This is a genomic window from Thiomonas islandica (assembly GCF_055383445.1).
Genome location: NZ_AP042391.1, coordinates 2519825 through 2540358, shown reverse-complemented (window position 1 = coordinate 2540358; position 20534 = coordinate 2519825). Strand labels below are relative to the sequence as shown.

The 20534-nt window shown below is 66.6% G+C and carries 16 protein-coding genes; 7 read left to right on the top strand and 9 right to left on the bottom strand.

Going from position 1 to position 20534, the window contains the following annotated elements:
• Positions 1-91: 91 nt before the first annotated feature.
• Genes ACZ47F_RS12330 through zwf form a run of 7 tightly spaced genes read right to left on the bottom strand, consistent with a single transcriptional unit; the run spans position 92 to position 10725 of the window.
• Entirely contained in the window at positions 92-1723 is a 1632-nt protein-coding gene (locus ACZ47F_RS12330; protein ID WP_464924984.1) for an alpha-D-glucose phosphate-specific phosphoglucomutase, read from the bottom strand.
• On the bottom strand, positions 1720-3879 hold the full coding sequence (gene glgX, locus ACZ47F_RS12325; protein ID WP_464924983.1) for a glycogen debranching protein GlgX: 2160 nt from the start codon (positions 3877-3879) through the stop codon (positions 1720-1722). The genes ACZ47F_RS12330 and glgX overlap by 4 nt, the downstream gene beginning before the upstream one ends.
• An 8-nt stretch (positions 3880-3887) precedes the next feature.
• Entirely contained in the window at positions 3888-6083 is a 2196-nt protein-coding gene (glgB, locus tag ACZ47F_RS12320) for a 1,4-alpha-glucan branching protein GlgB (protein ID WP_464924982.1), read from the bottom strand.
• A 10-nt stretch (positions 6084-6093) separates the two neighbouring features.
• Positions 6094-7608 (bottom strand): 4-alpha-glucanotransferase, encoded by a 1515-nt coding sequence (gene malQ / locus ACZ47F_RS12315; RefSeq protein ID WP_464924981.1) that lies wholly within the window; start codon positions 7606-7608, stop codon positions 6094-6096.
• Positions 7605-8588 carry a glucokinase gene (locus ACZ47F_RS12310; protein ID WP_464924980.1) on the bottom strand — a complete coding sequence of 328 codons (984 nt, stop codon included), beginning with the start codon at positions 8586-8588 and terminating at the stop codon, positions 7605-7607. The genes malQ and ACZ47F_RS12310 overlap by 4 nt, the downstream gene beginning before the upstream one ends.
• A complete protein-coding gene (pgl, locus tag ACZ47F_RS12305) occupies positions 8569-9261 on the bottom strand; it encodes a 6-phosphogluconolactonase (RefSeq protein ID WP_464924979.1) in 693 nt (230 codons plus the stop codon). The genes ACZ47F_RS12310 and pgl overlap by 20 nt, the downstream gene beginning before the upstream one ends.
• Positions 9262-9264: 3 nt before the next feature.
• Complete coding sequence (gene zwf / locus ACZ47F_RS12300) at positions 9265-10725, bottom strand: glucose-6-phosphate dehydrogenase (RefSeq protein ID WP_464924978.1); 1461 nt, start codon at positions 10723-10725, stop codon at positions 9265-9267.
• A 251-nt stretch (positions 10726-10976) separates the two neighbouring features.
• On the opposite strand from zwf, the gene edd reads away from it, so the two are divergent.
• The 5 genes from edd (at position 10977) to ACZ47F_RS12275 (ending at position 15576) form a co-directional block, all read left to right on the top strand.
• On the top strand, positions 10977-12833 hold the full coding sequence (edd, locus tag ACZ47F_RS12295) for a phosphogluconate dehydratase (protein ID WP_464924977.1): 1857 nt from the start codon (positions 10977-10979) through the stop codon (positions 12831-12833).
• A gap of 2 nt (positions 12834-12835) precedes the next feature.
• Positions 12836-13492 (top strand): bifunctional 4-hydroxy-2-oxoglutarate aldolase/2-dehydro-3-deoxy-phosphogluconate aldolase, encoded by a 657-nt coding sequence (gene eda, locus ACZ47F_RS12290; protein WP_464924976.1) that lies wholly within the window; start codon positions 12836-12838, stop codon positions 13490-13492.
• A 220-nt stretch (positions 13493-13712) separates the two neighbouring features.
• A complete protein-coding gene (locus ACZ47F_RS12285; protein WP_464924975.1) occupies positions 13713-14735 on the top strand; it encodes a DUF3034 family protein in 1023 nt (340 codons plus the stop codon).
• A gap of 43 nt (positions 14736-14778) precedes the next feature.
• Positions 14779-15237 (top strand): group I truncated hemoglobin, encoded by a 459-nt coding sequence (locus ACZ47F_RS12280; protein WP_464924974.1) that lies wholly within the window; start codon positions 14779-14781, stop codon positions 15235-15237.
• 57 nt (positions 15238-15294) lie between these two features.
• Complete coding sequence (locus tag ACZ47F_RS12275) at positions 15295-15576, top strand: high-potential iron-sulfur protein (protein WP_464924973.1); 282 nt, start codon at positions 15295-15297, stop codon at positions 15574-15576.
• A 215-nt stretch (positions 15577-15791) separates the two neighbouring features.
• Here the strand turns inward: ACZ47F_RS12275 and efp are convergent, their stop codons facing one another.
• Positions 15792-16346: an elongation factor P gene (gene efp / locus ACZ47F_RS12270; protein WP_464924972.1), complete on the bottom strand. Its 555-nt coding sequence runs from the start codon at positions 16344-16346 to the stop codon at positions 15792-15794.
• 35 nt (positions 16347-16381) lie between these two features.
• A complete protein-coding gene (gene earP / locus ACZ47F_RS12265; protein WP_464924971.1) occupies positions 16382-17548 on the bottom strand; it encodes an elongation factor P maturation arginine rhamnosyltransferase EarP in 1167 nt (388 codons plus the stop codon).
• Here earP and ACZ47F_RS12260 point away from each other — a divergent pair.
• Positions 17547-18233 (top strand): uracil-DNA glycosylase, encoded by a 687-nt coding sequence (locus ACZ47F_RS12260; RefSeq protein ID WP_464924970.1) that lies wholly within the window; start codon positions 17547-17549, stop codon positions 18231-18233. The genes earP and ACZ47F_RS12260 overlap by 2 nt on opposite strands.
• 8 nt (positions 18234-18241) lie before the next feature.
• Positions 18242-20209, top strand: a complete 1968-nt coding sequence (uvrC, locus tag ACZ47F_RS12255; protein ID WP_464924969.1) for an excinuclease ABC subunit UvrC — start codon at positions 18242-18244, stop codon at positions 20207-20209.
• Positions 20210-20534: the final 325 nt, after the last annotated feature.

Sequence of the window (20534 nt, the reverse complement as noted above, 5' to 3'; positions counted from 1 at the left end):
TGATATGTCTCGGTCGCTGCGCGCCGTGCGCCTTGCATCTGGCCATCCTCGCGACGTTTTTCAACGGCCTGTTAGGGGGCAGTCGAAAGTCTCAGGTCATCACGCTGGGGCGCCCCAGTCCGGTGTGGTGGCGCACCCGGGCGACTTGTTCGGCCAGCGCTGCCAGCGGCGCCAGCGCCTGCTGCACAGGCAGATCGAAACGCGCAGGGTCGGCCTCGTGGCGTTCCAGATAGACGCGCAGCGTCGCCCCCTCGGTGCCGGTGCCCGATAGACGAAATACCACGCGCGAGCCGCTGCGCAGAATGATGCGCACGCCCTGCTTGCTGCTGACGCTGCCATCGGTGGGGTCGGTGTAGGAAAAATCGTCTGCGATGGCGACGGGCTCGCCCGCCAGGGTTTTTCCCGGCAGGTCGGGCAGCGCGGCGCGCAGATCGCGCATCAGCGCGTTGGCCTGCGCGGTGGGAATGCCCTCGTAGTCGTGGCGTGAATACACGCAGCGGCCATGCTCGGCCCAGAGTTCGCGCACCAGTTGCTCGACCGACTTGCCGGTGACCGCGATCAGGTTGAGCCAGAACAGCACGGCCCACAGCCCGTCTTTTTCGCGGATGTGGTTCGAGCCAGTACCGTAGCTTTCCTCGCCGCACAGCGTGACCTTGCCGGCGTCGAGCAGGTTGCCGAAAAACTTCCAGCCGGTGGGCGTTTCAAAGCAAGCGATACCCAGCCGGGCCGCGACGCGATCGACTGCGGTGGACGTGGGCATGGAGCGCGCCACCCCGGCCAGACCTGCGGCATAACCCGGAATGCGCGTGGCATGCGCAGCCAGCACCGCCAGGCTGTCGGATGGCGAGACCACGAAGTTGCGGCCGACGATCATGTTGCGGTCGGCGTCGCCGTCGGTGGCGGCGCCCATGTCCGGGGCGTCGGCGGCGGCCATGTGCGTGATCAGATCGGTGGCGTTGACCGGGTTCGGATCGGGGTGCAGGCCGCCGAAGTCTTCGCGCGGGGTGGCGTTGACCACGGTGCCCTCGGGCGCACCGAGCTCGCCTTCGAGAATCGCCTTGGCGTAAGGGCCGCCCACGGCCCACATGGTGTCCAGCCGCAGGCGAAAGCCGCGGGAAAACAGCGCGCGGATGGCATCGAAGTCGAACAGCGCACGCTGCACCGCAGCATAGTCGGCCACAGGGTCGATGATCTCGATCTGCGTCTGCAGCTGCCGGTGCGTGCCCAGCGCGTCGAGCGGCAGGTCGGGGCTGTCCGTGGTGTGGAACTGGTGCACCTGCCGTGCGCGCTGGTACACAGCCTCGGTGAACGACTCGGGCGCTGGGCCGCCGTTGTCCATGTTGTATTTGATGCCGAAGTCGCCGTCCGGCCCGCCCGGGTTGTGGCTGGCCGACAGCACGATACCGCCGCTCGCCGCCCGCCGGCGGATCACCGCGCTCATCGCCGGGGTGGACAGAATCCCACCTTGCCCGACCAGCACGTGGGCGTAGCCATGCGCTGCGGCCATGCGCAGAATGGTCTGGATGGCCACGCGGTTGTAATAGCGCCCGTCGCCGCCGACCACCAAGGTCTTGCCACCAGCGTCTCCGAGCACGTCGAACAGCGCCTGCACGAAGTTTTCCAGATAGCCGGGCTGCTGGAACACGCTGACCTTCTTGCGCAGCCCGGAGGTGCCGGGGCGCTGGTCTTCGAACGGGGTGGACGGGCGGGTGATGCGGTTCATGCGTTGGGCTCTCCTGGTTCTGAAGTGGCGACCCACAGGCTGGTCGGCGGCAGGATGTGCTGTGCTTGCAGCCGCCGTGCCCGGCTGCTGCCGGCGCGGCCCGCGGCGGGATCGACGAATCCATTGTCGCTCGCCAGTCTGAGGTGCCAATTGCCTGGCCGAAGGGTGAACGCGACCTCTTGCGCCTCGGCGTTGATGAGGATCAGCGCCTGCTGCACCGTGGTGCCGGCAGGCGCGGTGAGCTGCACCATCAGCGCGCCGTGATCGTCGCGCGCCCAGTCTGCCGGTTCCATCGGATGGCCGTCGGCGCGGAACCATGCAGCCCCGGGCTGGGTCGCCGTGGGCGACGGTGCCCACCACGCGTGGCTTTGCAGCAGCGGCAGCGCCTGGCGCAGCGCCAGCACGCCGCGCACAAAGTCGTGCAGCGTGCGATCGGCCTGCTGCCAGTCGATCCAGGAAATGGGATTGTCCTGGCAGTAGGCGTTGTTGTTGCCGCGCTGGGTATGGCCGAGTTCGTCGCCAGCCAGCAGCATGGGGGTGCCCAGGGAAAGAAGCAACACGGCCAGCAGGGCGCGGCTCTGGCGGGTGCGGGCGGCAAGGACCTCGGGTACCTGGGTCGGGCCTTCGACCCCGTTGTTGGTGCTGAGGTTGTGGCCATGGCCGTCGCGGTTGTCCTCGCCGTTGGCCTGGTTGTGGCGGTGCGCATAGCTCACAAGATCGCGCAGGGTGAAGCCGTCGTGCGCAGTGATGAAGTTCACGCTACTGTACGGCCCGCGCAGCATGGGCTGGAACAGGTCACTCGATCCGGCCAGCCGGGTGGCGAATTCACCTGGCGCGTTCTGATGCTGCAGCCAGAAGCTGCGCTGGGTGTCGCGGAAACGGTCATTCCATTCCAGCCAGCCCGGTGGAAAGCCGCCCAGCCGATATCCGCCCGGGCCCAGATCCCAGGGCTCGGCGATCAGCAGGCAGTTGCACAGCAGCGGGTCTTGCGCGATTGCGCCAAGAAACGCGCCGTCGGGCTGGAAGGCGTGATCGACCCGACTGCTGCCGCGCGCCAAGGTGGTGGCCAGGTCGAAACGAAAACCGTCGACGCCGAACTCGCTCACCCAGCGGCGCAGGCTGTCCATGACCACACGCAGCACCAGCGGGGCGTTGAGGTTGACGCTGTTGCCGCAGCCGGTCCAGTCGAGGTTGCGGCTCGGATCTTCGGGGTCGAGCTGGTAGTACAGCGCGTTGTCGATGCCGCGCAGCGACAGCGTGGGGCCGCTGTGCGGGTCGAGCTCGGCGGTGTGGTTGTAGACCACGTCGAGCACGACTTCCAGCCCAGCAGCGTGCAGCGCGTCGACCAGGGCGCGCAGTTCGGTGCGCGGGGTGCTGCCCGGCGTGCCACTCCACAGCCGCGCTTCCGGCGCGGCCCAGGCGATCGGGCTGTAGCCCCAGTAGTTGCTCAGCCCCATGCGCAGCAGCCGGGCCTCGTCGGCGCGGAAGGCGACCGGCAGCAGGCAGACCGTGGTGATGCCCAGCGCCTTGAGATGGTCGATGCTGGCCGGATGCGCCAGGCCGGCATAGCTGCCGCGCAAAGCGGGCGGCAGGTCGGGGTGCTGCGCGGTGAAGCCCTTGACATGCAGCTCGTAGATCACGCGCTGCGCCGGGTCGATGACGGGGCGCGGCTGGGTCAGCGGCGGCAGATCGGCGACGACTCTGGCCTTGAGCGCGGCAGCGGCGTTGTCGCGCGGCTCGGGGCGGTCGGGGTGGGCGGGGTCGTGGCCGAGGTGGATGTCGCTGCCGTCGTAGCGACCGACCACCTCGCGGGCGCAGGGGTCGAGCAGCAGCTTGGCCGGGTTGAAGCGGTGGCCTTCGCGCGGTGCCCACGGGCCATGCACGCGCCAGCCGTAGATCAGCCCTTCGACGCCGCCGGCTGCGGTGGGCAGCACGCCCTGCCAGATGCCGTCGCGCTGCAGCGGCATGGGCAGGCGAGCGACCTCGGTGTGGCCGTCGGCGGCGAACAGACAGAGCTCCACGGCCTGCGCATGCGGCGCAGCTAGCGCGAAGTGCACGCCGTCTGCGAGCAGCCGTGCGCCCAAGGTCGTCACCCGCGCGGGATGCAGCGCCGGTGGGATGGTTCTGGTCCTGGGGGTGCGGCGTTGGGCGGTCATCGGCGGGCTCAGACGGCTGGGCGCAAGATCACGCAGGCCAGCGGTGGCAGGGTGAGTTCGAGCGAACAGGGCCGGCCCTGCCAGGGAAGCGGCACGGCGTCCTGCAGCGCCAGAGGCAGACCCGAGCCTTCATAGACTGGATCATCGGTGTTGAGCAGCGCCTCCCAGCGGCCGGCCTGCGGCACGCCAATGCGATAGCCAGGGCGCGGTGTGGGGGTGAAATTGCACAGCACGACCAGGCGCTGCCCGCTTGCCGCGATGCGCTCGAAGGCGAGCACGGAATGCGCGGCGTCGTCGAAACTGATCCACGAAAATCCCGCGGGTCGATGGTCGAGCTGGTGCAGCGCGGCGTGTGCGCGGTAGGTGAGGTTGAGGTCGCGCACCAGGCGCTGGATGCCGCGGTGCAAGGCGTGCAGCAAGGCGTCCCAATCCAGGCTGTAGTCGGACTGCCACTCCGACGCTTGTGCGAACTCGTCGCCCATGAATAGCAACTTCTTGCCGGGATGGCAGAACATATAGCCCAGATAGACCCGCAGATTGGCGAACTGTTGCCAGCGGTCACCCGGCATCTTGGCCAGTAGCGAGCCCTTGCCGTGGACGACCTCGTCGTGCGAGAGCGGCAGCACGAAGTTCTCGTCGTAGGCATACACCATGCTGAAGGTCAGCTCGTTGTGGTGGTACTGGCGGTGAATCGGATCCCGCCGGATGTAGCTCAGGGTGTCGTGCATCCAGCCCATGTTCCACTTGTAGTGAAAACCCAGCCCGCCGCCTTGCAGATCGTTGGATGGTGGGCGGCTGACGCCGGGAAAGGCGGTGGACTCCTCGGCGATGGTCACCGCGCCGGGGCGCTGCACGCCGACCGTGTGGTTCATGCGGCGCAGGAAGTCGATGGCCTCCAGGTTCTCGCGCCCGCCGAATTTGTTGGGCACCCATTGCCCGGCGGGGCGGCTGTAGTCGCGGTAGAGCATCGAGGCCACCGCGTCCACCCGCAGGCCGTCGATGTCGAAGCGCTCGAGCCAGTACAGCGCATTGGCCACCAGATAGTTGCGCACTTCGGTGCGGCCAAAGTTGTAGATCAGGGTGTTCCAGTCGTGGTGGAAGCCTTCTCTCGGATCAGCATATTCGTACAGATGGGTGCCGTCGAAGTTGGCCAGACCGTGCGGGTCGGACGGGAAGTGCGCGGGCACCCAGTCGAGGATCACACCCAGCCCGGCGGCGTGCGCGGCATCGACGAAATATTGAAAGTCTTCAGGCGTGCCGAACCGCGCGGTGGGGGCGAACAGGCTGATGGGCTGATAGCCCCACGAGCCGTCGAACGGGTGCTCGCTGATGGGCAGCAGTTCTAGATGGGTGAAGCCCATGTCGCGGGCGTAGGGCACCAGGGTGTCGGCCAGTTCGCGATAGCTCAGCCAGCGCCAGCCCTCGTGCTTGCGCCACGACCCCAGATGCACCTCGTAAATGCTGATCGGCGCGGCGAAGGCATTGCGCTGCGCCATGTCGGGGCGGATCGGGTGCAGCGGCGGCAGCCCCTGCACGATGCTGGCAGTGCCCGGGCGCAGTTCGGCGCAAAAGGCCATCGGGTCGGCTTTTTGCAAGATCGCGCCGTGCTGGGTGAGGATTTCGAACTTGTACAGCGCGCCCTTGTCGACCTCGGGCAGGAACAGTTCCCATACCCCGCATTCACGCCGCAGCCGCATGGGGTGGCGGCGGCCGTCCCAGAGATTGAAGTCGCCGATTACCGACACCCGTCGCGCATTGGGCGCCCACACGGCAAAGCGGGTGCCGGCCACACCGAGCATCTCGCCGGGATGCGCGCCCAGGCATTCGTACGGTCGCAGGTGGGTGCCTTCGGCCAGCAGCCAAGCGTCCATCTCGCCCAGCACGAGGGGGAAACGGTAGGGGTCTTCGAGGTCGCGCACCCAGGGCGGATCGCCTGGGCGCAGCGGCGGCCAGGTCACGCGCAGCCGGTAATCGAAGGGTTTGCGGCGGCGGCCCATGCGCGCGCTGAACACGAAACTCTCGCCCTGCCGCTGCAGTACGGCAACCGGCGTGCCGCTGTCGCGCTCGATCACCTCGACCGCCAGCGCACCGGGCAGCATTGCATTAACCCACAGCGCGTTGCCGCGCCGGTGCATGCCGAGCACGCCGAACGGATCGGCATGGCGGCCCGCGGCGAGATCGGCGATATCGTGTTCGGTCAGCATGGACGGGCTTTCAGGCGGGCAGGCGGTTGTAGAGGCGGCCCAGCCGCATCAGCCCGGCGGCATGCTCCGGCTGGACCTGATCCCAGGTGAAGCGCCAGCGCCAGTTGCCGTGCGCGGTGCCGGGGGTGTTCATGCGCTGGCTGCCGTCCAGCCGCAGCACGTCCTGCATCGCGAACAGGGCGATGTCGGCCACGCTGGCACTGGCCGTGCGGATCAGCGTCCAGGCGATGTCGCCGCCGTCGCAGGCCAGGTACTCGCGCAGGTGGTGGCGCAGCGACTCCGGCGCGCTGGCCCACCAGCCCACCGTGGTGTCGTTGTCATGCGTGCCGGGGTAGACCACGCTGTCGTGGGTGTGGTTGTGCGGCAGATACGCGTTCTTGCCGCCGTCGTCCTGCCCCCAGGCGAACTGCAGGATGCGCATGCCGGGAAAGCCGAAACGCTGGCGCAGTGCCGTGACTTCGGGGGTGATGACGCCGAGATCCTCGGCAATGATGGGCAGCGGCCCGAGTGCAGCGGACACTGCGTTGAACAAGGCCTGCCCCGGCGCTGCCACCCAACGCCCGTCGATCGCGGTGGGCGCGTCCGCCGCAATCTCCCAGCAGCTCTCGAAGCCGCGGAAGTGGTCGATGCGCACCAAATCGACCAGCGCGAACGTGGCGCGCAGCCGTGCGATCCACCAGGCGAAGCCCTCGGCCTCGTGCGCCGCCCAGCGGTACAGCGGGTTGCCCCAGCGCTGGCCGGTGGCGGAAAAATAGTCCGGCGGCACCCCGGCGACGACCGTGGGCTGGCCCGAGGCGTCGAGCTGGAACAGGTCGGGCCGCGCCCACACATCGGCGCTGTTGTGCGAGAGGAAGATCGGCATGTCGCCCATGAGCAGCACGCCGCGGGAGTGGGCATGCGCGCGCAGCGCGGCCCACTGGCGGAAAAAGCACCACTGGGTGAACTCCCAGAAGGCGATGCGCTCGGCGTGCTGCGCGCGCGCGTGCTGCAGGGCGGTGTGGTCGCGCCGGGCCAGCGCTGGGTCCCAGGTGGGCCAGGGGCGCTGGCCGAAATGCTCGGACAGCGCCATGAACAGTGTGAAGTCGTCGAGCCAGTCCGACTGCGCGGCCCGGAAGGCGGCGAGATCGGCGCGATCCTGCGCCGAGGCGCTGGCGGCAAAGCGCTGCGCCGCCCGCTGCAGCCGCTCCATGCGATAGGCAATGACCTGCTCGAACCGCACCTGCGCGGCGTCCAGACCGTGCGTCGGCGCCAAATCGTCCGCGCCGAGCCAGCCGCGTTGCTGCAGTTCGCCCAGGTCGATCAGCAGCACATTGCCGGCGAACGCCGAGCTGCTCATGTAGGGCGAGTGGCCGATGCCCACGGGCCCCAGCGGCAGGAACTGCCAGAGCCGCTGCCCGCTGGCCTGCAGCCAGTCGACGAAGTGATAAGCGTCGGGCCCCAGATCGCCACTGCCGTGCGGGCCCGGCAGGCTGGTGAGGTGCAGCAGCACGCCGCTGCAGCGGGCAAACCGGGGCGATGAGGTCATGGCGATGCGGTGAGGTGGTGTTCCAGCGCCTTGGCCACGCCAAGGAAGGCCGGATCGGGATGGTGGATGACGTACACCGGGATGCGCGCCAGATACTCGGAAAACCGGCCCTTGTCCTCGAACCGGGAGCGAAACCGCGACTGCGCGAACAGCGGGCCCAGCCGCGGCACGATGCCGCCGCCCACGTACACCCCGCCCGTGGCCCCCAGGGTGAGCGCCAGATCGGCGGCCACGGTGCCCAGCAGGGCGCAGAACAGATCGACGGTCTGCATGCAGCGGCTGTCGCTGCGGCTCAGCGCGCGTGTGGTGATTTCGGCAGGCGAGGGCGGTGCCGCATCCTGGTGCTGTGGGCCGCCGAGCCAGCCATGGATCAGCTGTAGCCCCGGCCCAGACAGCAGCCGCTCGGCTGACACGTGGCCGAAGCGCGCGCGGGCGTGGCGCCACAGGGCGATCTCGCTGTCGTCGAACGGCGCAAGGCTGACATGCCCACCTTCGCCGGCCAGCGGCAGCCAGCTTCCACACGGGCCCGGAATCAGCCCTGACACGCCCAGCCCGGTGCCCGGTCCGAGCAGCGCACGGGCGCTGCGCGCCACTGGCGTGCCTGCGCCGATGGGTTGCAGATGCTCGGGCGGAATGTCGGGCAGTGCCAGCGCCAGTGCGGTGAAATCGTTGAGCACCAGCAGTGTGTCCCAGCTCATCGCGTGGCGCAGTGCGGCGATGGAAAACGCCCAGTGATGATTGGTCATGCGCACCGTATCGCCCTGCACCGAGGTGGCGATCGCAAGCGCCGCATGCCGCACCGCGGGCGTGCCGGCACGGCGCAGCGCCTGCACGATCGCCTCCTGCACGGTCGGAAAGTCGGCGCTGGCAAGGCTGGCGATCGGCGTGATGCCCTGCGCCGTGTGCAGCGCGAAGCGGGCATTGGTGCCGCCGATGTCGGCAAGCAGGCGTGGGAAGGTATCAGGGCGTCCAGTAGGCATCGAACGGCGTGCGGGTTTGCTGGACCAGATAACTGATGGGCAGCGCAGGGCTCGGCGGCGGCGTGGCGGCCCGGGCATAGACTGCCCGCTTGGCATCGCCCGCGATCGACAGCAGCAAGCGGCGCGACCGCAGTAGCGCGGCCAGGCTCAGGCTGATACGGGGGTGAGGAACCGGCGGTGGCGGGGTGAGCGCCAGATACGCCTCAGGGAGGTCCGGGTCGAGGCCTGCAGCGAGCTCAGGCGCACCGGGGAACAGCGATGCAGTGTGCCCATCCTCCCCCATGCCGAGCAAGGCCACGCTGAAGGGCTGTGCCAGCGCGCGAAAGTGCGCATTGGCACGGGCGATGCAGCCTGCGTGGTCGAAGGGTTCATCGACCAGCGGCAGGAACTGCGCCTGTGCCGCGGCGCCGGCGAGCAAATGCGTGCGCACCAGCGCGGCGTTGCTGTCGGGATGATCCGCCGGTACGAAGCGCTCATCCACCAGCATGACCACGACCCGCGGCCAGTCGATCGGCGCCTGCGCCAGGGCGTGGAACAGCGCGATCGGCGAGCGTCCGCCCGAAACCGCCAGCAGCGCCCGGCCGTGCTGCGCAATGTCTGCAGCCAGCGCAGCCTGGATGACGCGCACCAGTTGCGCGACCTGTTCCTGCGGGCTGGCGCAGACATGCAGCATGGCTCACAGCTCCTCGTGCCAGGCCGCACCGTCGCGCGACAGCAGGGCGCTGGACGCCGCCGGCCCCCAGGTGCCTGCGGTGTAACCCTTGGGCGCCTCGCCACTGCGCTGCCAGCATTCCAAAATCGGCTCGACCCAGCGCCAGGCGGCGGTGAGTTCGTCGCGGCGCATGAACAGCCCGAGCTGGCCGCGGATCACGTCGAGCAACAGGCGCTCGTAGGCATCGGCGCGGCGCTGCTGCGCGGTGGACTCGAAATCCAGATCGAGCTTGGTTGGATGCAATCGCATGCCGTCGCCCGGTTCCTTGGAGAGAAAGTGCAGGCTGATGCTCTCCTCGGGCTGCAGGCGGATGACCAGGCGGTTGGCACCCTGCAGCCCGACCGGGCCGCCGAAGAGGTTGAGCGGCACGGAGCGAAAGCTGATGACGATTTCGGCCAGCCGCTCCTGCATGCGCTTGCCGGTACGCAGAAAAAAAGGCACCCCGGCCCAACGCCAGTTCACCACCTCGGCCTTGAGCGCGACGAAGGTTTCGGTGCGGCTGCTCGGCGCGATGTCAGCCTCCTGCAGATAGCCCACCACCGGCTTGCCGTCGATCGCCCCGGCGCGGTACTGGCCGCGCACGGTTTTGCTCGCCACGTCGGCTTCGGCAAAGGGCTTGAGCGCCTTGAGCACCTTGAGCTTTTCGTCGCGGATGGCGTCGGCCTGCAGGCTTGCTGGCGGCTCCATCGCGACCATGCACAGCAGTTGCAGCAAATGGTTCTGCACCATGTCGCGCAGCGCGCCGGTTTTGTCGTAGAACTCGCCGCGGCCCTCGACGCCGATGTCCTCGGCAATAGTGATCTGCACATTGTCCACCCACTCGCGTCGCCACAACGGCTCGAACAACACGTTGCCAAAGCGGATGGCCATGAGGTTCTGCACCGACTCCTTGCCCAGATAGTGGTCGATGCGGTAGAGCTGGTGCTCGGCAAAGGACTGCGCGACCGCGGCGTTGATTGCCTCGCTGGAGGCCAGATCGTGGCCGAGGGGCTTTTCGAGCACCACGCGCACGCCAGGGTGGTTCAGGCCGACGCGGGCAAGCTGGGTGCAGATGGGCGCAAACAGCGACGGCGCGGTGGCCAGGTAGCACACGGTGACATGCGCATCTTCGGCGCCCAGCAGCTTGGCCAGGGCGTCGAAATCGGCGGGTTGATTGGCGTCGAGCCGCTGATAACTCAGCCGCGCGACAAAACTGGCCCAGGCACTGTCGGCAAAGTCGGCCTTCAGATGCGGGCCGGACTGCTCCTGCACTTGTGCCAGATACGCCTCCCGGGCGAGCGGCGCGCGTCCCAGCGCAATGATGCGCCCAGCCCGGTGCAGCGTGCCGGATCGATGCGCCTGATACAGCGCCGGCAGCAGCTTGCGCATGGCCAGATCGCCGGTGCCGCCGAACAGCACCATGTCGAATGCGGGAGTGGCGTTCATGTTGGTGTGCGCGCAGTCATCTGGAGCCATGCGAGGTTACGGGGCAGTGTAGGCAGAGGCGGCTGTTGCGGATCGACAGGGAGCGCATTGTTTTTCGGAAATTGATTGGAATCAGGAAACATGTCTGTGGTGTGATCTACGCAGCGGGCACCATGCACCATACACCCCGTGCATCCCGACCGCCCGTTCGGCATCCGGCTGCCCTGCCGTGCTTGCAATATCCTTGCCACTTTCCCGATCGCCCGCATGCCATGACCGCCTCCTCGTCCATCCATCCCACCGTTGCCGAGGTGACCGCGCGCATCTGCGCGCGCAGCCACGCGCGCCGTGCCGCGTATCTGGCCCGCATCCGCGCGGCGCGGCGTGGCAAGGTCGAGCGCAGCCAGCTCTCCTGCACCAACCTGGCGCACGCGATCGCGGCGGCGGCGCCGCCGGCCAAGATCCTGCTCAAGGAGGTTTCTGCGCAGTCGCGCCCGAATCTGGCCATCGTCTCGGCCTACAACGACATGCTCTCGGCGCACCAGCCGCTTGGAGCATTCCCGGCGTGGATCAAGGAGGCTGCGCTGGCCGCAGGGGCCACGGCGCAGTTCGCCGGCGGCGTCCCGGCGATGTGCGACGGTGTCACCCAGGGCCAGGCCGGCATGGAGCTGTCGCTGTTCTCGCGCGATGTCATCGCCATGGCCACCGCGGTGGCGCTCAGCCACCAGATGTTCGACGCCGCGCTTTACCTCGGGGTGTGCGACAAGATCGTTCCGGGGCTGCTGATCGGCGCGCTCACCTTCGGTCATCTGCCGGGCATTTTCGTTCCCGCCGGGCCGATGCCCAGCGGCATGGCCAACGACGAGAAAGCACGGATCCGCGCGCTGTACGCCGAAAGCAAGATCGGCCGTCAGGAACTGCTCGACGCGGAGATGCAGTCTTATCACAGCCCGGGCACCTGCACCTTTTACGGCACGGCCAATTCGAACCAAATGCTCATGGAAATCATGGGTCTGCACCTGCCGGGCAGTGCCTTCATCAACCCCGGCACGCCGTTGCGCGAGGCGCTCACCCGCGCAGCGGCCGCGCGTGCGGTGGCGATCTCCGCCGAAGGCCCGCAGTACACACCAATCGGCGAGCTGGTCGACGAGCGGGTGATCGTCAACGGCATCGTTGGCCTGTTATGCACCGGCGGCTCGACCAACCACACCATCCACCTCGTGGCGATTGCCCGTGCTGCCGGCATCGACATCAACTGGACCGATTTCGACGACCTCTCCAAGGTCGTGCCCACGCTGACCAAGCTCTACCCCAACGGACGCGCCGATGTCAACCAGTTTCAGGCGGCTGGCGGCATGGGCTTCGTCATCCGCGAGCTGCTCGGCGCCGGGCTGTTGCATGGCGATGTGCAGACCGTGGTCGGGCCGGGGCTGGCGCGCTATGCGCAGGAGCCGTGGCTGGACGGCGGTACGCTGGTGTGGCGTGACGGCGCTGCCGAATCGCTCGACCCCGATATCCTGCGTCCGGTGCGCCATCCCTTCTCTCCCGATGGCGGCCTCAAGCTCATGACCGGCAATCTGGGGCGCGGCATCATCAAGGTTTCGGCGGTCAAGCCAGAACACCGAGTGATCAGCGCGCCGGCCATTGTGTTCGACGACCAGAACGCGCTGATCGCGGCGTTCAAGCGCGGCGAACTGGAGAGAGATTTCGTTGCCGTGATCCGCTTCCAGGGCCCGGCGGCCAACGGCATGCCCGAACTGCACAAGCTCATGCCCACGCTGGGCGTGCTGCAGGATCGCGGCTACAAGGTGGCGCTAGTGACCGACGGCCGGATGTCCGGCGCGTCCGGCAAAGTGCCTTCGGCGATCCACATGACGCCCGAGGCGGTGCACGGTGGACCGATCGCCCGGGTGCGCAGCGGGGACCGCATCACCCTGAACGCGCTCACTGGCGAGGTCAACGCCGAGGTGCCGCCCGAGGAATGGGCCGAGCGCAGCGCACAGACCATCGACCTGACGCACAACCAGTATGGCGTGGGCCGCGAGCTGTTCGCCAACTTCCGCCGCCATGTGGACGGCGCGGAGCAGGGCGCCGCCAGCTTCGGCCATCCGGATTGGGCTGGAGCGTGACCATGCACACCACGACGACTCACGCGCCTTTGAGCGCTGCCGAGTTGCTGCGCGTCGGCTCGGTGCTGCCGGTTATCGTGATCCACGACGCTGCGCTCGCGGTCGATCTGGCCGCGGCACTGGTGGCCGGCGGCATCCGTGCCCTGGAGGTCACGCTGCGCACCCCTGCCGCGCTGCAGGCCATCGGCCGGATCCGCGACCGCGTGCCCGCTGCGCTGGTGGGTGCGGGCACGGTGCTGAGTCCGGACGACTGGCAGCGGGCGCAGGATGCCGGGGCGCAGTTCGGCATCAGCCCCGGCCTGACTCCGGCTTTGCTCGACGCGGCCTGCAAGAGCCCTCTGCCCTTCGTGCCTGGCGTGGCCACTGCGAGCGAGGCAATGGCTGCGCTGGACGCCGGGTTCACCGCGCTCAAGCTGTTTCCGGCAGAGGCCGTTGGCGGGCAGGCGCTGCTCAAGTCGCTGCACGGCCCGCTGCCACAACTGCTGTTCTGCCCCACCGGCGGGATCACCCCCGGCAACGCTGGCGGCTATCTGGAACTGCCCAATGTGGCGTGTGTGGGCGGTTCTTGGCTAGCGCCAGCCGACCGGGTTACCGCGCACGACTGGGACGCGATCACCGAGCTGGCGCGGCAGGCAGCTGCGCTGCGGTCGGGGCACTGACCTACAACAGTAACAGTACCGTGGTATCGCCCGCGCGGGCCGCCCGCGTGTTGGTTACAAACATTTACATCTCTGCGGCTTCAATCTGAATCCGCTTTGTTTGCCTCTGCGTAGTTCTGTCTGTCGCAATCAAGGATCGGCGCGAATTGCCGCCGTGCGACCACTCCATCGTTGGAGTGTCCCACCAACCAAGAGGAGAGAGCCTATGAGAGTGCATCGCATGAAAAAAACCATCGCAGCCGCCGCCATCGCCGGGCTGGGAATCTGGGGAGTTGGTACCGCGCAGGCGCAGGGCAGCCGCCTGCTGGCCACCAGCGGAGTCACAGAGGTCGAAGGCTCGACCGGCGGCGGCATCACGCCATGGGCCGTGATCGCCGGCTATGACACCGGCGACGAAGTCGGCGGTTCAGTGACCGGCACGTATGTCACCGTACCGAACTACGGCCTGACCACATTGGGCGCGGCCATCGGAATTCACAACCGCTTCGAGGTTTCCGTGGCACACCAGAACCTCAATGTCAACTTGGGCGCCCTGTCCAATCTGAGCGTCCTGGGCAACCAGCCGGGCGGTCTGGGCGTGGTGCCGGTGGCCAATCCCATGCTGAACCTGGGCAACCAGACCATCAGCATGGACGTGCTGGGGCTGAAGGCACGGTTGTTCGGCGACATTCTCTACACCCCATATCCGCAAGTCTCGGTGGGCTTGCAGTACAAGAAAAACAACGATTTCACGAGCAATTTCTCCGGGTTGGGTCCGATCGGGATTCCCAAATTCCTCGGCGCTGCCAAGGATTCCGGCACGGATTTCTATGTCAGCGCAACAAAAGCCTTTCTCGACGGCCTGTTCCACCGCGTCACCGTGGCTAACCTGACCGTGCGCGCCACCAAGGCGAACGCGCTGGGCTTGCTCGGCTTTGGCACCAACTCGGCCAATGGCATCGCTGGGGCGCTGGGCACCAAGTCCAATGACAGTTATCACGCCGAGCTGGAGGGGTCGCTTGCGGTTTTTCTGCGCCCGGACGTGGCGGTCGGCGCCGAATTCCGCCAGCAGCCCGACAACATGAAATATCCGGTCAACTCCACCGCCACCGCGATCGGCTCGCCGGGCACGATGAAGGATGTGTTTGTCGCCTACTTCCCGAACAAGAGCCTGTCGATCACCGCGGCGTATGCCGACCTCGGCCCGCTGCCCTTCCAGGCCAGCAACAAGGGCTTTTATCTGTCGCTCAACGGCACGTTCTGAACCCGCTTCCTGCGGTTTGCGTTTTTTTTCAAGGAGTTCAACCATGCGAAACCCCCTCTCGTTCCTGCTCAAGCCGCTGGCGATTGCTGCCCTCATCGGCGCCGTGTCGACGACCAGCCTGATCAGCGCGCAGGCGCAGACCACCAGCCCCACTCTGTATGAACAACTCGGCGGCAAGGATGCCATCACCAAGGTCGTGCACGACATGATCGTCAATGTCGCGGCGGACAACCGCATCAACCATTTCTTTGCCAAGACCAACATCCCGCACCTGCAAATGCAACTGGTCAACCAGATTTGCGAGGCTACAGGCGGGCCGTGCAAATACACCGGCTTGAACATGAAGCAGGCGCACAAGGGCATGAACTTGAGCACCGCGGATTTCAACGCACTGGTCGAAGATTTGCAAAAGTCGATGAACGCTAACAACGTGCCGCTTGGCCTGCAGAACCAGCTTCTGGCAATTCTGGCGCCGATGCAGCCCGACGTGGTCCATCAATGAACTTGGCCGACGGGCGCAGCGGGCGCCCGTCGCCTGCACACGACCTGGAGAACAAAGATGTCTGAGACCAAACGAACCGACATGGATCGGCGCGCGCTGTTGCGCCGAGGAGGCCTGCTGTTTGCTGTCGTGAGCGCTGCGGCCGTCGTTCCAGCGCACGCCGACGACGACATGCTGAGCAAGGCGGCCGTGCACTACCAATCCACGCCGCACGGCGCGCAGCATTGCAGCGATTGTGCTTATTTCATCCCGGGGAAGGATGCCTCCGGCCCGGGAAGTTGCCGTCTGGTGGCCGGCACGATCCTGCCCACGGGGTGGTGCGAGCGTTTTTCGTCCTGATTTGAGCGAGGCGAGACGCTTGCTCTGATGCGCTCCAGTCCTCGCAATGGGATGGCGTTGCGAGGTTGATTCGGCCCGCCGATGGCGGGTTTTTTTTGTGCGCCCATGCTGGGCGCACAATCGGGATAGGGGGCGACCAGACAATCCTGGTCGATCCCCATGCCGATTCATGTAAAAACCGCCTGCGAGGCGGTTTTGGGGGTGCGGCGTGCCGATCAGACGCGGCTGCGGTACTCGCCGGTACGGGTGTCGATCTCGATCTTGTCGCCGGTGGCGACGAAAATCGGCACGGGCACCTCGAAGCCGGTGGCGAGCTTGGCCGGCTTGAGCACCTTGCCCGAGGTGTCGCCCTTGACGGCGGGCTCGGTATAGACAATCTCACGCACCACGGTGGTGGGCAGTTCAACCGAGATGGCTTTGCCGTCGTAGAACACCACCTCGACCGGCATGCCGTCTTCGAGGTAGTTCAGTGCGTCTCCCATATTGTCCTTTTCGACCTCGTACTGGTTGTAGTCGGCGTCCATGAAGACGTACATGGGATCGGCGAAGTAGGAGTAGGTGCACTCCTTGCGGTCCAGGGTAACGGCGTCGATCTTGTCATCGGCCTTGTACACCACTTCTGTACCGCCGCTGGTCAGCAGGTTCTTCAGCTTCATTTTCACCGTGGCGGCATTACGGCCACCGCGGCTGTATTCGGTCTTTTGCACCACCATCGGGTTGTCGCCAACCATGATGACATTTCCGGCGCGAATTTCTTGAGCGAGCTTCATTGAGTGTGAGAGGAAATCCAAGAACAACTCTTATTCTACCGGGCAGATGTCAGCCGGGCTGGCGCGTCCTGCAGATTCGAGACGTCGCGGACGAGCTGGCTGGCCAGATCGGTGTGGGACTGCAGCGCACACGACCAGGCGAGCGCATGACGCTGCAGCGCGGGCAGGCTGTCGATGAATTGCAGCCAGGCCGGGGCCAGATCGAGTCCGCGGTTCCACGCCGTCCAGAAATGGATTACGGTGTCGCGCAAATCCTTGTCGGCACCGGCCAGATAACGGTCGAGGAAGGCGTCGAGTTTGCGGTCGTGCGCGCTGTCGTCCTGCGGGTAGATGTGCCAGACGAAGGGCTTGGCCGCCCACTGCGCACGCACGAAGGAGTCTTCCCCGCGCACGATGCACAGGTCCGCCGCCCACAGCAGCTCGTCGAAGCGCTCCTGTGCGACATAGGGCAGGGCGGCGATGGTCAGGCTGCCGCGGCTGGTGATCTGGCCGGTCTGCAGTTCCATGTCGAGCCAGGCATCGATTGCGGTCCTCACCGGACCGGGACAGACCCATAGCGCCACCGGGCGCTCGGAGGCGGCCATGGTGTGCAGCCAGCCCTCCAGGCGCTGGCGGGCATAGCTGAACAGGAGCACGGTAAGGGCATGATCAGGCGGTGGCGGCAGGCCTAGCGCGCGCATTGCGATACGTCTGGCCGAGGGCTGCATCTGCCAGTGGTCGCGCTGCGCGATCAGATTGGCCTCGCGCAGCAGCCCGCCGGTCTTGTCGGTAAATCCGGGGTAGTAGAAGTATTTTTGAATGCCACCGGGCTGCGGCGAGGGCTTGAGATGGTGCAGATCGACCAGAGCCTCGGCGCTGAGGTGTTCCAGGTTGAGCCAGACCGGCCGGGGCTGCGCCTTGCCGATCTGTGCCACGAAAGCATCGGACAGATGACAGCCGAACATTTCGACCACCACATCCCCCGGGGTGGCCTGCTGTTGCCATGCCCAAGGCACAATTTGCACCCCGGCGATGGTCTGCTCGACTGCGCGCGGCTGCGCCTGGGGGCAGATGTGCGCAAACGCTATGAAATTGTCTAGGAATAATCGCACCTGCTGCTGATGTTCGGCCACCAGCTGCCGCGCCAGCCGCCAGGTCACACCGATGTCGCCGAGGTTGTCGACCACATGGCAAAACAGATCCCACCGAGATTGGACTTTCATGAACATGTCGGGTGACGAGGCACCGACCTCCAGGTTTTTTTATGACGCGCACTGTCGGGCGTGCCCGCGTCTGGCGGCATTTTTACACCAAGTCAAACAGCAATACCCCGGGTTTGCCTGCCGGCCAGTGCCGCCATTCGGGCCGCTGGATGCGCCGCTGCTGGTCGCCGGACTGGCGCCGGGGCTCAAAGGCGCCAATGCCTCGGGCAGGCCATTTACCGGTGACGGTGCCGGGCCGCTGCTCTACGGCACGCTGACCGAGCTGGGCCTGGCCTCGCGTCCGGAGCCGGTATGCGTCACCGATCATCCGTCAAGCCTGCACGCAGCGGATGGTCTGCAACTGCTGGGCTGCCGCATCAGCAATGCGGTGAAATGCTTGCCGCCGGACAACAAGCCGCTGCCCGCGGAAGTCCGCACCTGCAATCGTTATCTTGCCGCCGAGATCAAGGCCATGCCCCGGCTGCAGGTCATTGTCGCGCTGGGCAGGGTGGCGCATGATGCGGTGCTGATGGCGCTGGGGCAAAAAGCGTCGGCCGCGCGGTTTGCCCATGCCGCCGAGCATCAGCTGGGCGGCTGCATCCTGATCGACAGCTATCACTGCAGCCGCTACAACCAGAACACCGGGCGGTTGACCGCGCCGATGTTCCGTGCCGTGTTAGAGCGCGCCGTGCAGCTTGCTTCCTGATCACCAGGATGGCTGATTCGCCCTCCGATCTGCCCTCCGACGCGCCGCCGCTGCACAGCCCCGAACTGCTGGCGCAGGTGGCTGCGCTGCCGCATCTGCCGGGGGTCTATCGCTATTTCGCCGCCGACGGCACGCTGCTTTACGTGGGCAAAGCACGCGATTTGCGCAAGCGGGTGTCGAGCTATTTCCAGAAAGACCACGGTGGCAGTCGCATCGGGCTGATGGTCACGCGCATCGCCCGGCTCGACATCACGGTCACCCGCACTGAAGCCGAAGCGCTGCTGCTGGAAAACAACCTGATCAAGACGCAACACCCACGCTACAACATTCTGTTTCGCGACGACAAGTCCTACCCCTATCTGCAGATCACCACCGCGCATCCTTTCCCGCGCGTGGCGTATTACCGCGGTGCGACCGATCGCAAGCAGCAGTATTTCGGCCCCTATCCAAACGCCTGGTCGGTGAAGGAAAGCATCGCGGTGTTACAGAAGGTGTTTCAGTTGCGCGCTTGCGAGGACACGGTGTTTTCCAACCGCAGTCGGCCTTGCCTGCTGCACCAGATCCATCGCTGCACAGCACCCTGCGTGGGCAAGATCAGCGCGGCAGACTATGCGCGCGACGTGCAGCATGCAGTGCGCTTTTTGCGCGGCGATCACGGCGTGGTGCTGGGCGATCTGCAGCTGCGAATGCAGTCGCTCTCCGAAGCCCTGCGGTTCGAGGAGGCCGCTGTGCTACGCGACCAGATCGCCGCGCTCTCCGGCGTGCTGCAGCAGCAGAGCATGGAAGTGGGCAGCACGCAGGATGTGGACATTCTGGCCGTGGCGATCCAGGGCGGGCGCGCCTGCGTCAACCTCGCCATGGTGCGCGGCGGCCGGCATCTGGGAGACCGCGCCTACTTTCCTAGCCAGGTGCAGGCGGCACTCGACCTGAGCGAAGGCGAGGACGCTGCCGGCAGCGCCGACGCGCCCGACGCGGCAGCGCGCGTGGCGCAGGCCTTCGTCGCGCAGCACTACCTGCAGTTCGCACCGCCGCCAGTGCTGGTCTGCGCTGTGCCACTCGATGCCGAGCTGCTCGATGCGCTGGCCGAGCATGCCGGGCACCGCATGCAGCAGGTCACCCAGCCGCGCGGCCAGCGGCGCGACTGGCTGGAGATGGCGCAAAAAGGCGCGCAGATCGCGTTGGCTCGCCTGCTGTCGCAAGAAGGTTCACAGCGCGAGCGCACGCTGGCGCTGGCGCAAACCCTGGGGCTAGACCCGAGCCAGACGGATGACCTCCGGGTGGAATGTTTCGACATCAGCCATACCGCCGGCGAGGCCACGCAGGCCTCCTGCGTGGTGTACGCCGGGCATGCGATGCAGCCGGCGCAATACCGCCGCTACCGCATCGAGGGCATCGCCCCGGGGGATGACTACGCCGCGATGCGCCAAGTGCTCATGCGCCGCTACAAGCGGTTGGCCGAATGCCAGGCGTCGGGTGTGGGAGAGCGCGATGACGGCGAGAGCGCCCCGCAGGCGCCGGGGCGCGAGCAAATGCCCGACGTGGTTCTGGTCGATGGGGGGCGTGGTCAGGTGGCGATGGCGCGCGAGGTGTTCACCGAACTCGGCCTCGATCTGAGCCTGATCGTCGGGGTCGAAAAAGGTGAGGGCCGCAAGGTGGGGCTGGAAGAGCTGGTGTTTGCCGATGGCCGGCCCAAGCTCACCTTGCCCGCCGACAGCGCTGCGCTGATGCTGGTGGCGCAGATCCGCGACGAGGCGCATCGCTTTGCCATCACCGGCATGCGCGCGGCCCGTGCCAAGGTGCGCACCGGCGGTTCGCGGCTGGAAGACATCCCGGGGATCGGCCCCAAGCGCCGCGCCCGGCTGCTGGCGCGGTTTGGTGGCATTCGAGGCGTGGAGACCGCCAGCGTGGACGATCTGATGACGGTCGATGGCATATCGCGTGAGCTCGCACAGGCGATCTACGCCGCGCTGCACTGAAGCGTTGTACGGGCGTCAGTCCAATCTCATGCGCGGTCAAGGTCTTTGGCCTAGGTGCGCGATCTCGATCACTGCGGCGCACATGACGACGGCAAGTGAGAGCGGGCAACGAGTCAGCATTCGTATTGACATTGATCAAGTGAGTGTTTCGACGCGACATGGTGTCGCAGGCGAACCGGCATAGGCTTGCGATTGCTGGACATTTTGATCCAGGTTACGTCACGTCAACCGCTGCGAGCAGCTTGACCAGGCATCGTTTTCCAGGACGATGCTCAGCGGTGATCAGGGTTTTCCCAGCGACGTTATGTCATCTTGTTCCCTGATC

Coding starts and splice junctions, on each gene's coding strand:
- ACZ47F_RS12330 (WP_464924984.1), bottom strand. CDS start 1,723: ATGAACCGCATCACCCGCCCGTCCACCCCGTTCGAAGACCAGCGCCCC.
- glgX (WP_464924983.1), bottom strand. CDS start 3,879: ATGACCGCCCAACGCCGCACCCCCAGGACCAGAACCATCCCACCGGCG.
- glgB (WP_464924982.1), bottom strand. CDS start 6,083: ATGCTGACCGAACACGATATCGCCGATCTCGCCGCGGGCCGCCATGCC.
- malQ (WP_464924981.1), bottom strand. CDS start 7,608: ATGACCTCATCGCCCCGGTTTGCCCGCTGCAGCGGCGTGCTGCTGCAC.
- ACZ47F_RS12310 (WP_464924980.1), bottom strand. CDS start 8,588: ATGCCTACTGGACGCCCTGATACCTTCCCACGCCTGCTTGCCGACATC.
- pgl (WP_464924979.1), bottom strand. CDS start 9,261: ATGCTGCATGTCTGCGCCAGCCCGCAGGAACAGGTCGCGCAACTGGTG.
- zwf (WP_464924978.1), bottom strand. CDS start 10,725: ATGAACGCCACTCCCGCATTCGACATGGTGCTGTTCGGCGGCACCGGC.
- edd (WP_464924977.1), top strand. CDS start 10,977: ATGACCGCCTCCTCGTCCATCCATCCCACCGTTGCCGAGGTGACCGCG.
- eda (WP_464924976.1), top strand. CDS start 12,836: ATGCACACCACGACGACTCACGCGCCTTTGAGCGCTGCCGAGTTGCTG.
- ACZ47F_RS12285 (WP_464924975.1), top strand. CDS start 13,713: ATGAAAAAAACCATCGCAGCCGCCGCCATCGCCGGGCTGGGAATCTGG.
- ACZ47F_RS12280 (WP_464924974.1), top strand. CDS start 14,779: ATGCGAAACCCCCTCTCGTTCCTGCTCAAGCCGCTGGCGATTGCTGCC.
- ACZ47F_RS12275 (WP_464924973.1), top strand. CDS start 15,295: ATGTCTGAGACCAAACGAACCGACATGGATCGGCGCGCGCTGTTGCGC.
- efp (WP_464924972.1), bottom strand. CDS start 16,346: ATGAAGCTCGCTCAAGAAATTCGCGCCGGAAATGTCATCATGGTTGGC.
- ACZ47F_RS12260 (WP_464924970.1), top strand. CDS start 17,547: ATGAACATGTCGGGTGACGAGGCACCGACCTCCAGGTTTTTTTATGAC.
- earP (WP_464924971.1), bottom strand. CDS start 17,548: ATGAAAGTCCAATCTCGGTGGGATCTGTTTTGCCATGTGGTCGACAAC.
- uvrC (WP_464924969.1), top strand. CDS start 18,242: ATGGCTGATTCGCCCTCCGATCTGCCCTCCGACGCGCCGCCGCTGCAC.